This is a genomic window from Lacrimispora xylanisolvens, assembly GCF_002934545.1.
In the GTDB taxonomy this organism is placed as follows: Bacteria; Bacillota; Clostridia; order Lachnospirales; family Lachnospiraceae; genus Lacrimispora; species Lacrimispora xylanisolvens.
Genome location: NZ_PTJA01000003.1, coordinates 398,487 through 411,688, shown reverse-complemented (window position 1 = coordinate 411,688; position 13,202 = coordinate 398,487). Strand labels below are relative to the sequence as shown.

Here is a 13,202-nt window from a genome sequence, read left to right as displayed (position 1 = left end):
TCCTCCCTTGATGGGTCTTTACAGTTCAAAGGTCTTAACTGCCTCCGAAAGATCAATCCGCTTTTCATACAGGGCTTTTCCAATAATTGCACCCTGAACCCCTGCCTCATATAATTGTCTTAAATCTTCCATGGAAGACATACCGCCGGATGCGATTACATCAAGGCCTGTTTCATCCGTCAGCTTTTTTGTATAAGCCACGTTTGGACCGGAAAGCATTCCGTCCCTTGAAATATCCGTATACACAATGTGGCGGATGCCGTATTCCTTCATCTGGGAGCAAAGACAGGAGGCTGTGATTTCGCTTACTGTTTCCCAGCCCTCAACCGCAACCATTCCGTCCTTGGCATCCACACCTAACACGATTCGGTCAGCTCCAAACGTTTCAATCATATCTCGTATAAACTCCGGCTGCTTTACCGCTTTTGTTCCGATAATCACCCGGGCTACTCCTAAGGAAAGCATGGAAGCAATGGCCTCTTCACTGCGAATCCCACCGCCGATCTCCACAGGGATCGAAACTGTATTCACAATTCTGCGTATTACCTCCTCATTAACCGAATGTCCGGCCAGTGCGCCATCTAAATCAACCAGATGAAGATAGGTAGCACCCTGTTCCTGCCACAGTGCTGCTATCTCTTCCGGTTTATCAGAATATACGGTAATCTCTTTAAATTCACCTTGCTTTAAACGAACACATTGTCCATTCTTTAAATCGATTGCTGGATAAAGCTGCATATGGGTTCTCCTTATAATGTACCTTTTGTAGATAAAACGCCGGTAATCCGTGGATCCGGTAAAGTGGCATCATCAAGCGCCTTGGCAAATGCCTTAAATACCCCTTCAATAATATGATGATTGTTATCCCCTGAAAGCTTTCTGATGTGAAGATTCATTTCTGCAGAATAGGATACAGCATAGAAAAATTCCTTCACCATCTCTGTTTCAAAATCTCCTACCCGCTCCGCAGTTAAAGGAACTTCAAACCCAAGATAAGGCCGACCGGATAAATCCACTGCACATAAGATTAAAGTCTCATCCATGGGCAGTATGATATTTCCGTAACGTTTTATAGACTTTTTATCACCCAGAGCTTCCTTAATTGCTGCACCCAGGACTATTCCTGTATCTTCAATGGTATGGTGGGTATCTACTTCCAGATCTCCCTTAACCGTCAATTCCAGATCAAAAAATCCATGGCGTGCAAAGCTGTTTAACATGTGGTCTAAAAAACCGATACCTGTATGAATATTGGCGATTCCGCTCCCGTCAATATTAAACTTCATCTGAATATCGGTTTCTTTGGTTATTCGAGATATCACTGCACTTCGTCCCATATATTTTCCCCTTTATTCCTGGATTTCATCCTCTTCAAACCGTATTTTTACCGAATTGGCATGGGCTGTCAGCTGCTCTGCCTGAGCAAAGAAGTCAATCTCCTTATAAACATCTGCCAGTGCCTCTTTGGAATAGTAAATAATACTTGATTTCTTAATAAAGTCGTCTACGCTGAGAGCTGAGAAAAATCTTGCGGTACCATTAGTCGGAAGAACATGATTTGGTCCTGCATAATAATCTCCCAAAGGCTCAGAACTGTATTCACCGATAAAAATGGCGCCTGCATTATGAATCCTTGTCATATCTTCAAATGGATTCTTCGTAACAATCTCAAGATGCTCCGGGGCAATCTCATTGACTGCTGAAACCGCATCCTTCATATTATCCGCCACAAGAATACAGCCGTAATTGTCCAGTGATTTATTAATAATCTCAGATCTGGAAAGCTTTGAAGCCTGCAGTCTCGCTTCTTTTGAAACCTTTTCGGCCAGTTCCATGCTGGTTGTTACAAGAATCGCAGAAGCAAGCTCATCATGCTCCGCCTGGGACAACAGATCCGCTGCCACGAACCTTGGATTCGCACTTTCATCTGCAAGAACTAAAATCTCACTGGGTCCTGCGATGCTGTCTATGCTGGCATGACCGTAAACTGCTTTTTTCGCCAGTGCCACGAATATATTACCAGGACCTACGATTTTATTAACTCTTGGAATGGACTCAGTACCAAAAGCCAGTGCAGCAATTGCCTGGGCTCCGCCCACCTTATACACCTCAGTCGCTCCTGCAAGATGAGCAGCCGTCAGTGTAACCGGATTTACCTTTCCATCCTTTCCGGGAGGCGTTACCATAACGATCCGTCCCACGCCCGCCACCATGGCTGGTATAATATTCATTAAGACTGACGATGGATAAGCAGCCTTTCCACCCGGAACATACACACCCGCGCTCTCAAGGGCTGTTATCTTCTGGCCGAGAATGGTTCCGTCCGGCTTGCTGTCAAACCAGCTGTACTGTCTCTGTTTTTCGTGGAACAGACGGATATTATTCATGGATTTTTCCATAACTTCCAAAAGCTTCGGATCCACTGACTTTACCGCTTCTTCAATTTCCTCTTTTGTTACGCGGATGTTTGTCTCGTTCACTTCTGCTTTGTCAAATTCTCTGGTATAGGCAAAAACTGCTTTGTCTCCCTCTTCCTTTACCCGATCTACAATCTCCTGAACGGTTTTGGCATACGAATCGTATTGGTTTGGATCTCTCTTTAACAATCCGGAAAGAATATTCTGTTTGGATGTCTCATCTAATTTTACAATCTTCATTGGTTTTCCTCCTGCAGCAAAAGTCTCAAATCACGAATCAGCTTTGTGATCCTGCCATTTTCCCGCTTCATGCTCACCTGGTTCACCACCATACGGGCAGAGAGGGGGCAGATTTCTTCCAGTACCGTAAGTCCGTTCTCCTTTAAGGTCGTTCCTGTTTCCACAATGTCAACAATGACTTCAGAAAGACCAACAATAGGAGCCAGCTCAATGGAACCATTCAGCTTAATGATTTCCACAGTCTGATGCTTTTTATTGTAAAAATAATCCTTGGCGATGGCCGGATATTTGGTTGCTACACGGATTCGCTCATGGTGCTTTAGGAGTTCACTGGCTGACTGGGGGCCGCAAACGCACATACGGCAGTTTCCGATTCCCAGATTCATCACCTCATAAAGCTTTCGTCCCTCTTCTAAAATCGTATCCTTTCCGACGATGCCGATGTCCGCTGCACCATATTCTACATATGTGGGAACATCACTGGCTTTTGCCAGGAAAAAACGAATCTTAAGCTCTTCATTGGTAAAGATCAGCTTACGGGAGTCCTTATCTTTCATCTCTTCGCAGGTGATTCCGATCCGTTCGAACATTTCAAGTGACTGCTTAGCCAGACGCCCTTTTGCCAGGGCAAATGTCAGATATCTCATACGTACCCCCATTATTTTAAGTATTCTGAAAGCGGAACCACATCCATACGCTTTAAGTCAAGATTGATTACAGTTACCGATATTCCTTCCTGATCCAGATACAATAAATTCTTTAAGTCCCGCCGCATGGCATATTCTTTATAAGCTTCTATAGACCGCTCCGGCTTCTTACACTGCAGCTGAACCGGAACCTTTAAATTACGAAAATGTCCGGCAAGAGATATGGCATTTTCTCTTGACTCCTGCTCATAAAGAATCATTGTATTTGTCATGGAAACCTCTGTTTCAATCTTCTGTCTGCTTAAAGCCAGCAAAAGTTCATCCACAGAAATACCAAACCCCACAGCTGGGGAATCCTTGCCAAATTGTTTTAAAAGGCTGTCATACCGGCCTCCGTTTACAATATAATCCCCGGTTCCATACGTATAGGCCTTAAATATAATTCCAGTATAATACTGATACTGGCTGAGCATTCCAAGATCATAAGAAACGTAGTCAGACAGCCCATAATGTTCCAGAATCCGGTTCACTTCTTCCAGACGACTGATCGCTCTTAGCGCCCGCTCATTGGAAGTCAGCTCCCTGGCAGCCTGTATCTGCTCCAAAGAACCAAAGAGCTCAGGAAGCTTTAAAAACACCTGTTTTAACTCCTGGGAAATAGGCTGGGTCATAACTAGTTCTTCCACACCAAAATAATTCTTATTTTCAATCAGTTCCCGGAGAGTTTCTTCCATCTCCTCATCCATTCCTGCTTCTTCCAACAGCCCTTTAAAGAAATCTACCTCTCCCAGTTCCACCTGAAACTCAGTCAGTCCGGTTGATTTCAGTGCCTGAATCACCATTGCCAGGATTTCTCCATCTGCATCCGCTGAATCATCACCAATTAACTCAACACCTGTCTGGCTGGCTTCTTTCAGTCTTCCCTGATAGCTGGAATTGTTGATAAAGGTACGCTCCACATAACAAAGCCTGATTGGCATATCCTCATCCAGAAAATACTTGGCTGCACATCTGGCAATGGCTGGCGTTTCATCGGGCCGAAGTACCAGAGTGTGGTTATCCCGGTCAAAAAACTTGAACATTTCCTTTGCTTTCACGCTTCCCCTGGATTCATTAAAGATATCAAAAAATTCAAAGGTAGGAGTTTCTATATCCTGATAACCACAAAGGTGAAACTCTTTCAACATCTTCTCCTGTATAACTGCTTTTCTCGTACACTCTATTCCATAAATATCCCGGACACCATCCGGCGTATGTAACAGTTTATTAGCCATAACAACCTCCAACCGTTCAAGAAATTATATTTCATGTAAATCAAATTCAGTTGACTTTCATATAGTAAAGTGATAATTTAATAACGTGTAGTTTATTATAGGCGAGAAATATATTCTTGTCAATCTCTTCTGTCCAAATCTTTTTGAATCAGTTCCAGATAGTGAATCAGAATATCCCTGCAGCTGGATATTTTCCAGGTCTTATCCAGTTCCTCGTAGGTAAAGCTTTTTCTTCCTCCTGCTTCCATTCTTTGAAAATAACACTGAATCTGGTCAAAGGGAAGGTAATAAACTTCATTTTTATGAGTATAGGATACGATAATAAATGCGATTCCGCCCTGTTTTTCAAATTCCTCCATAAAAGTAACCTGATGGGGGTGAATATTCTGCAGCGGAAATGTTTCAGAAGCACATTCCTTTGCATCAAAACAGACAGGAATTCCCTGAACTGCACCAATATAATCCACCGTACTTTTCTGATCAAAATAGGCAAGAGTAATATGTCTGCTTTCTTTATCAATGGAAATAGGTGTAATGGGCGTGGGGATTTTCTGAATCAGAGCCAGCCCTTTTTCCCGATAACTGTCATTGCTCCGGTTAATCAGTTCCTCTAACGTGGAACCTCTTAACCCTCTTGTTTTCCAGGTACCCATCTTTATTCCTGCCTCCATTCCCTGCATATGGCAGAATAAACAGGAGGAAGGGGGGCGGTAAATTCCTTTCCTGACAGATAAGATAGGGGCTCCGGAAGCTTGGGCAATACCAGCTGATAAGAATGAAGAAGCTGTGACTGTACTTTGTAAAGCCTCTTCGCTTCTTCATTTACCCGTTTATCTCCGTATTTATAATCTCCTACAATTGGATGCCCAATGGAAGCCAGATGAGCACGGATCTGATGGGTGCGCCCAGTGATCAGCGTCACCCTTAACAGCGTAAAGTCGCCGTAATAATCTATTGGCACATATTCCGTTGAAATTGGCACACTGTCTTTAAATTCGCTGGTTCGGACAGTGACCTGATTAGTCTTTTCATCCTTTGAAAGAAACCCGGTAATCATCTGTCTCCCAGCCACATGCCCTTTCACCACACACTGGTAATACTTGTGAATGGACCTGTCCTTAAACACCTCTGACATGATCTGGAGACCAGCCAGGGATTTTCCTCCTACTACAAGACCGCTGGTATTCCGGTCCAGCCGGTTACAGACAGAAGGACGGAAACTTTTTAACTGTTCTGTGGTTAACTCGCCTTTTGAAAGCAGATAATCAATCAGATATTCCACAAGGGATTCATCGGAATCCTTTGCTTTTTGTGACAGCATTCCTGCAGGCTTATTAATCAGAATAATATTTTCATCTTCATATATGATACTTAATTTAACCTTACTTACCTTGGGAACCTTAACCTGGGAAAATTTTTCAATGGTCTCATCGGAAAGAAACAGTTTGATTTCATCTCCCTGGGAGAGCTTTTCAGAACCGTCGCATTTTTTCCCATTTAAAGTGATGTTCTTTTTCCGCATCATCTTATAAAGAAAGCTTTTCCCTGCAAGATTTAAATATTTGGACAGCAGCTTATCAAGCCGCTGTCCTGCTTCATTCGTTGATACAATCACAGACTGCATAATGGTTCCCTCTTTTACTGAATTTTACATGGACAGACTCTTTAACAGGGTAACTGCCTGGTCAGATCTGTCGTTTTCTTCATTTTTATCTTTTGGTTTCAGACTGCTTAAACGCTTAAAAAATGAATTTTCATCAAAAATCACTTTTACATTATAATCCAGCTTATGCTGGCTCAGCATCTGTTTTATATATTGTTCCGCTTTATCAGAATCTGCCTTATTAGCAGTGCAGTAAGCATAGACGTCCCCCGGCATAACCAGTATCACATCCATTGGCAGGAGCTGTTCCTTCGATGAAATAATAAGATCATACAAAAGGACTCCTTTTTCTTCATAGGCAGAAGCCTTTTTTTCAAGCATTGGGGATAAAGACCGGTACTTGAAAGAGGCAAGCAGAGGTGCTGCTATATTAGCCACTGGCAGGACGGAAAGGATTGCCATCACAGTTAACGTATTCTTTAAAGCAGTACTTTCAGCAAATTCTCTTAATATTAACTGAATGATGATGAGAGCTGCCCCGATCAATACCTTTAACAGTTCTTTCTTTTTGTGGTAATCCCGGTAACCTGACTGCCCTTTTAAGCATCGTTTCACTTTCGTAACCCTCTTTCTTTATCTTCGGTTGTCCACTACCCGCATAAATCCTTTCATGAAACGGAGTATAATGGAATGGGGAACTGTCTTACATAAAAGCCGGAAAAACTTCATGGTCATTCCGTATACAGAAACCGGCCTCCCCATCATACTGTCACGTAATGCCAGTCGCACTACCTTTTTAGGATCAGCCATTACGATCTTTTTATAGAACGGAATTCTGCCAGTCGCCTCTGCAACATCAAAAAATTCTGTTCTCACAGGACCAGGGCACACGGCTGTAACAAGAATTTTCCTTGGCTTTAATTCCTCATTTAAGGCTCTGCTGTAGCTTAAAACAAAGGCTTTCGTTGCTGCGTAAATGGCAAAGCCAGGCTGGGGCAGAAACGCAGCCGCAGATGCAAACTGTATGATTCTGCTGTTTTCTGACATATAGGGAAGTACCATATGGGTCACTGCACAAAGCGCTCTGCAGTTTAAATCCACCATTCCCAGTTCATCATTTAAATTAATGGAACCTGCAGCCCCGATCTTTCCATAACCGGCAGCATTGATCAGCCACTTTACCTCTGGTTTTTCTTCAAATAAAACATCCTGCAGACACTCCAGTCTGCTGTCATCTGTTAAATCAATGGCAACTGATCTTACCTTCACCGGAACAATAGGAGATAATTCTTCAATCCGCTCCTGTCTTCTGGCAATTGCCCAGATCTCTCCGATACCGCCAAAGCGGTCGGCAATCTGCATGATAAACTCTCTTCCCATACCGGAAGACGCTCCTGTTACGATAGCTACCTTCATCATGATCCCTTCTTTCAATCAGACATCGTTATTATTTTTTAGTTGATTTCTTATGAACATTGCGGATGGTTTTTTTCTTTCGGTCCTTCTGACCTCCCGGGCTTTCCGTCCTTTTCCCATTTCCATTATCTTTTCCCGTTTTTCCCTGGGGAAAACCAGGTTTAAAACCAGATTTAGGGCGAATCAGGCATTTCTTATCAAATCCAATTAAATCAGTTCTGCCAGCTTTCGTTAATGCCTCTTCCACCAGTTCATAGTTTTTTGGATTCCGGTATTGGATTAATGCTCTCTGCATCGCTTTTTCATGGGGATTGGTGGGAACATAAACCGGTTCCATGGTTCTGGGGTCATAGCCTGTGTAATACATACAGGTGGAAATGGTAGATGGCGTAGGATAAAAATCCTGAACCTGCTCCGGCATGTATCCAAGATCCCTTAAATACTCCGCAAGCTCAATGGCTTCCTTTAATCCCGATCCCGGATGGGAGGACATTAAATATGGAACCAGATACTGTTTTAAACCAAGACGTCCGTTCATGTCGTTGTATTCCTTTACGAACTTACGATATACATCATTTCTTGGTTTTCCCATTTTGCTGAGAACATTGTCCGCTACATGCTCCGGTGCTACCTTTAACTGACCGCTGACATGGTATTCACAAAGCTCTTTTAAGAATTTCTTGCCCGGATCTGCAAGGACGTAATCAAAACGGATTCCTGAACGGATAAATACTTTCTTTACTCTGGGTAAATTTCTTAACTTTCTCAAAAGCTCAATATAATCGGAATGGTCTGCCCTTAAATTCTTACAGGGTTCCGGGAAGAGACACTGCTTATTGGGACAGGCTCCTTTCCCGATCTGCTTTTCACAGGCTGGATAACGGAAATCCGCGGTGGGACCGCCTACATCATGGATATAGCCTTTAAAATCCGGTTCATTGGTCAGCCATTTGGCCTCCTCAATCAGGGAATCATGACTTCTGGCCTGTATAATCCGTCCCTGATGGAACGTAAGGGCACAGAAGCTGCAGGCTCCGAAACAGCCGCGGTTGCTGATAAGACTGAACTTGATTTCCCTGATCGCCGGTACTCCGCCCAGTTCTTCATAGGAAGGGTGATAATTTCTCATATAAGGCAGAGAATAAACCTGGTCCATCTCCTCTGTTGACAGCGGTTTTGCCGGTGGATTCTGAACCACGTATAAATTGTCCTTGTAGGGTTCCACAAGACGCTTTCCAATAAAAGGATCTGTATTGCCATACTGAATATAATAGCTCTTTGCATACTCCAGCTTATCTTTTTTCATGCTGTCATATGATGGAAGAACCAGTGCATCATACACCGATTCCAGGCTGTCTGTTTTGTAAACCGTTCCTTCTACAAAGGTAATATCCCGGATGTCAATGCCGCTGTTTAAGGCATCTGCGATTTCAACAATGGATTTCTCCCCCATTCCATAGGAGATTAAATCTGCCTGAGAATCAATCAAAATGGAGTGTTTCAGTCGGTCTGACCAGTAATCATAATGAGCCAGACGCCTTAAACTGGCTTCAATTCCACCGATTATAACAGGTGCTTTCTTATAAACAGAACGAATGAGATTGCAGTAAACCGTAGTGGCATAGTCCGGACGCTTTCCCATGACTCCTCCTGGAGTGTAGGAATCCTGCTGACGTTTTTTCTTGGAAACGGAATAATGATTCACCATAGAATCCATATTTCCGCCGGAAACTAGAAATCCAAGCCTTGGTTCACCAAGAACAGAAATGCTTGATGGATCCTTCCAGTCGGGCTGTGCTATGATTCCCACCTTATATCCATGTGCCTCTAACAGACGGCTGATTATGGCGTGTCCAAAAGACGGGTGGTCTACATAGGCATCCCCTGTTACATAGACAAAGTCACATTGTTTCCACCCCCGGATATTCATGTCCGCCCTGGTGATCGGTAGATAGTCGTGCATCATGATTGAACTCCATTTCTTTCTAACAGCTGGTAATAATCGTAAATAAAATAATCGGCAAGTTCCCGTTTTTCTTTTTCCATTGCTTTGGAAAATCCGTCATCTATGGCACAGACTGTCATTCCGGCACGTTTCCCTGCAAGTATTCCTGCCGGAACATCTTCAAACACCAGACACTGTGACGGTATGACGTTAAGCTCCTTTGCCACCTTTAAATAAATATCCGGTGCTGGCTTCCCAGCTGCAACCTCACAGGAAGTAGCTACTACATTAAAATACTTCCCGATTTTTAAGGAATCAATCACCGCATCCACCATCTCTCTGCCGTTGCTGGTAGCAATTCCCATGGACAGCCCCTGAGATGACAGATAAGCCAGAAATTCTCCTGCTCCTGCTTTTAAAGGGACTTCGTTCTTATATTTATCCAGAGACATATCCGTCCATATTCCCTTGATCTCTTCCAGAGATTCTGTAAGCTTAAAACGCTCTTTAAAATAAAAGGCAGTTTCCGTAAAACTCATTCCTTCAATCTCTTTTTCCAAATCTTCCGGACAGGGAATGCCCCTGCTTCCTAAAAATTCTATATCAATGGATTTCCACATCCACATGGAATCCACCAGGGTCCCATCCAGATCAAAAATCACGGCTTTTTTCTCATTTAACATCTTTTGTTTTTTCTTCCTTTCCATGGCGCTTTAATAAGTCAATCTCTTCTATTGTAAGCGGGCGGTAATCTCCCGGCTGTAAACTCTCATCCAGCTTTAAACTTCCCATAGAGAGTCTCTTTAAGTATACCACACTGCACCCCAGCGCTTCAAACATTCGTTTTACCTGATGGAATTTTCCTTCTCTTATGGTAAGAAGAATGGTAGATGGATTTCCGTATTCCAGAATTTCAAGACTGGCAGGCATGGTTAAAGTCCCATCTTCCAGTTCCACTCCCTCCTCCATGCGCTTCTTTGCATCTGCAGGAATCTCTCCGTCTATTTTTGCATAGTACACCTTATCCACATGCTTTTTGGGAGATAAAAGCTGATGAGCCAGATCTCCGTCATTGGTAATAAGAAGCAGGCCTTCTGTATCAATATCCAGTCTTCCTACCGGGAATAAATCTCCCCGCTTTCGATCGCTAATTAAGTCAATCACTGTCTGATACCGTTTATCTTCCGTAGCTGATACAACCCCTTGGGGCTTGCACAGCATATAATATTCAACTTCTGCGTAGGAGATGGTTCTTCCGTCAACAGCGATAACATTCTGGCCCGGTATAATTTTGCGCTCCGATTTTTTCTCTGGAATTCCGTCAACGGTAATTCTGCCTTTTCTTGCCATCTCTTTGATCTGACTTCTTGTTCCTTCTCCCATTTCAGTTAAATATTTATCTAATCGAATCTCTTTCATCACTGCCACCGCCATCCCGGATAGTATTTATTTTTAAGGGTATCGCCATTGCCTTTTGCAAATCCCAGCGGGAATCCGTCTACGCAGATTAAGCACCAGCCCTTTATTCGTTCTTCCATTTCTGTTAAAAAAACAGTTTCTCCTTTTAGATACCGGATCACTCTCTCATCTTCTTTTTGAAACGAAAGAGTTTGTTTAAATTCTTCCATTTTTAAAGATTGTGCCAGTGCCTGAGAAGGTTCAAACCGTTCTTTTTTCATCTCTCCAAGGCAAAGGCCTGTTCGCAGATAACGGAGTTTTCCTCCGTTTTCCGGAAAATATTCCGGAAGATAATACACGCAGTCATTCTTTATCTCGATGCGGGAGGTGATGAGGGGTTTTGATATCAGGGAAAGAAACTGGGAAAGCTCTTTTGGAAGCTCTTTTTCCTTTTTCCTTCCGGTCTTTGTTTCCTCTGTCCCAACTGATCCGCCCTTTTTCCTTAAAAGTGCCATAAAATGGCCCTCTCCCTTGATTTTATGAGGAAACAGACGCAGGCAGCCAGAAAGACCAATTCCATCTGAAGCTCCCTCAAACAACGGCAGCTTTACCAGTTCCATATCCGTATGGTTTTCAAGTATCAGACGGATAATATCTTCATTCTCACAAATTGAGAACGTACAGGTGGAATACATCATAAGTCCGCCAGGAGCCAGCATATCCACTGCATGTCCGACGATTTCTTTCTGAATCGCCTCATAGTATTCCGGACCATGCTCCTCATAGCTTTTTACCATATCTGCGTCTTTTCGAAACATTCCCTCTCCGGAACAGGGCGCATCAACAAGAATTTTATCAAAGAAACCAGCAAATGTGGTTTTTAACTTCTGAGGCTCCTCGCTGGTAACACAGATGTTTTCAATTCCCCACAGCTCCAGATTCTTTAACAGTGCACGAGCCCTGGAATTGCTGATATCATTGGATACTAAAAGTCCCTTACCCCTTAACTTTGCCCCGAGTTCTGTGCTTTTGCCTCCCGGAGCCGCGCAAAGATCTAAAACCTTATCTCCAGGCACGATCGGAAGCATATGTGCCGGTGTCATGGCGCTGGGCTCCTGCAGATAATAAAGTCCGGCGTAATAATAAGGATCCTTTGCAGGACGTTCCTCTCCATCATAATAAAATCCGTTGCTGATCCATGGAACCGGCAGAAGCTTTAACGATGTCATTTTAACAAAGGCTTCGGGAGAAACCTTTAATGTATTGACACGCAGTCCATAAAGGCGCTCTTCCTCAAAGCTTTTTAGATAGGCATTATAATCCTCTTCTCCCAGCAAGTCCCTCATTCTGTTTAAAAATTCTTCCGAAATCTTAATTTCTTTCACTTTTTTACTCCCATTTCATCTCTATGTAAGCAATCTTAATATACTAATATGAATATTTCAACCGGTATTTCTCCAGATATTTCAATACCCAGTAAGGGTTCACACTCATCTCTTCGTTGTTGTCCGTCCGGATATAAATTCCCAGATGAAGGTGTACGTCAAAATTACCTGTGGTACCTTCCACTTTACTGTACCCGGTATCACCCATAAACCCCAGCAAATCTCCTGCGTTCACCTTATCACCCTTTTTCCACTCTCTGCTGTAACTGTAGAGATGGGCATAATATAAATATGCCCCTCCCGGAGCCCGTATCCCCAGCCGCCAGCCGCCTTTTTCCAGCCAGCCCACCTTTTCCACCACTCCGTCACTGATACTGATTACGGGATATGTTCCTCTGGGTTTTGTGTTTCCCATCACATCACAACCTTCATGTCCCCGCTCTCCACCATAACTGCGGCTTTCCATCCAGCCGTTCTGAAATTTCACATCAGGAAAATCAGGGTTCGAATTTTCAGGAACCGGAAAATACTTTAAATCACCAAGTATGATTTCATAGGCCTTTTTTAACTTCCGGTACTCTGCGGGCTTCACTTTTAAAAGTCTGTCGGTATGTACGGTTAAATCTTTCACTTTTGTTAAATCATACTGATGCTCTACCATCAGTGAGGTCAGTGTATCGTAGTCGATGTCATCTAAATCAGCGACGATTGCTCCAAGCTGCATACTCCTGAAATCATCACTCTCCCAGGTGTAGGCATTCAGCTGATAAAACGTCGGATTATTATACAGATAATCAATCATGGTCACATGAAACACAGAAAGGATCAGGATTAAAAAAACAATCACCATCATATCAATCTTGCCTTCTCAATATAA

Annotated in this window: 14 protein-coding genes; all 14 read right to left on the bottom strand. The window is 43.2% G+C overall.

All coding sequences use genetic code 11. The annotated features are described in order from the left end of the window. Positions 1-18: 18 nt before the first annotated feature. The 14 genes from hisA to BXY41_RS07440 all read right to left on the bottom strand — a co-directional run bounded on the left by hisA (position 19) and on the right by BXY41_RS07440 (position 13,178). Complete coding sequence (hisA, locus tag BXY41_RS07505) at positions 19-738, bottom strand: 1-(5-phosphoribosyl)-5-[(5-phosphoribosylamino)methylideneamino]imidazole-4-carboxamide isomerase (protein ID WP_104436200.1); 720 nt, start codon at positions 736-738, stop codon at positions 19-21. An 11-nt stretch (positions 739-749) separates the two neighbouring features. Next, positions 750-1,337, bottom strand: a complete 588-nt coding sequence (gene hisB, locus BXY41_RS07500; RefSeq protein WP_104436199.1) for an imidazoleglycerol-phosphate dehydratase HisB — start codon at positions 1,335-1,337, stop codon at positions 750-752. Positions 1,338-1,349: 12 nt separating this feature from the next. Beyond that, complete coding sequence (gene hisD / locus BXY41_RS07495) at positions 1,350-2,657, bottom strand: histidinol dehydrogenase (RefSeq protein WP_104436198.1); 1,308 nt, start codon at positions 2,655-2,657, stop codon at positions 1,350-1,352. Continuing rightward, positions 2,654-3,304: an ATP phosphoribosyltransferase gene (hisG, locus tag BXY41_RS07490; RefSeq protein ID WP_104436197.1), complete on the bottom strand. Its 651-nt coding sequence runs from the start codon at positions 3,302-3,304 to the stop codon at positions 2,654-2,656. The genes hisD and hisG overlap by 4 nt, the downstream gene beginning before the upstream one ends. 11 nt (positions 3,305-3,315) lie before the next feature. Further along, positions 3,316-4,578, bottom strand: coding sequence for an ATP phosphoribosyltransferase regulatory subunit (gene hisZ, locus BXY41_RS07485; protein WP_104436196.1), 1,263 nt, complete (start codon positions 4,576-4,578; stop codon positions 3,316-3,318). A gap of 119 nt (positions 4,579-4,697) precedes the next feature. After that, entirely contained in the window at positions 4,698-5,231 is a 534-nt protein-coding gene (locus BXY41_RS07480; RefSeq protein WP_104436195.1) for a Holliday junction resolvase RecU, read from the bottom strand. Between the two features lie 2 nt (positions 5,232-5,233). Beyond that, positions 5,234-6,202 carry an RluA family pseudouridine synthase gene (locus BXY41_RS07475; protein ID WP_104436194.1) on the bottom strand — a complete coding sequence of 323 codons (969 nt, stop codon included), beginning with the start codon at positions 6,200-6,202 and terminating at the stop codon, positions 5,234-5,236. A gap of 24 nt (positions 6,203-6,226) precedes the next feature. After that, positions 6,227-6,796 (bottom strand): O-linked GlcNAc transferase-like protein, encoded by a 570-nt coding sequence (locus BXY41_RS07470; protein ID WP_104436193.1) that lies wholly within the window; start codon positions 6,794-6,796, stop codon positions 6,227-6,229. An 18-nt stretch (positions 6,797-6,814) separates the two neighbouring features. Next, entirely contained in the window at positions 6,815-7,597 is a 783-nt protein-coding gene (locus tag BXY41_RS07465) for an SDR family NAD(P)-dependent oxidoreductase (RefSeq protein WP_104436192.1), read from the bottom strand. A 31-nt stretch (positions 7,598-7,628) separates the two neighbouring features. Next, positions 7,629-9,563 carry a YgiQ family radical SAM protein gene (locus BXY41_RS07460; protein WP_104436191.1) on the bottom strand — a complete coding sequence of 645 codons (1,935 nt, stop codon included), beginning with the start codon at positions 9,561-9,563 and terminating at the stop codon, positions 7,629-7,631. Next, entirely contained in the window at positions 9,560-10,225 is a 666-nt protein-coding gene (locus BXY41_RS07455; RefSeq protein ID WP_104436190.1) for an HAD family hydrolase, read from the bottom strand. Before BXY41_RS07455 ends, BXY41_RS07460 begins: the two co-directional genes overlap by 4 nt. Further along, positions 10,215-10,961 (bottom strand): pseudouridine synthase, encoded by a 747-nt coding sequence (locus BXY41_RS07450; protein ID WP_104436189.1) that lies wholly within the window; start codon positions 10,959-10,961, stop codon positions 10,215-10,217. The genes BXY41_RS07455 and BXY41_RS07450 overlap by 11 nt, the downstream gene beginning before the upstream one ends. Beyond that, positions 10,961-12,325, bottom strand: coding sequence for an RsmB/NOP family class I SAM-dependent RNA methyltransferase (locus BXY41_RS07445; protein ID WP_104436188.1), 1,365 nt, complete (start codon positions 12,323-12,325; stop codon positions 10,961-10,963). Before BXY41_RS07445 ends, BXY41_RS07450 begins: the two co-directional genes overlap by 1 nt. A gap of 43 nt (positions 12,326-12,368) precedes the next feature. After that, the gene (locus BXY41_RS07440) at positions 12,369-13,178 is read right to left on the bottom strand and encodes a M23 family metallopeptidase (protein WP_104436187.1); all 810 of its coding nucleotides are present in this window, start codon (positions 13,176-13,178) and stop codon (positions 12,369-12,371) included. Positions 13,179-13,202 lie beyond the last annotated feature (24 nt).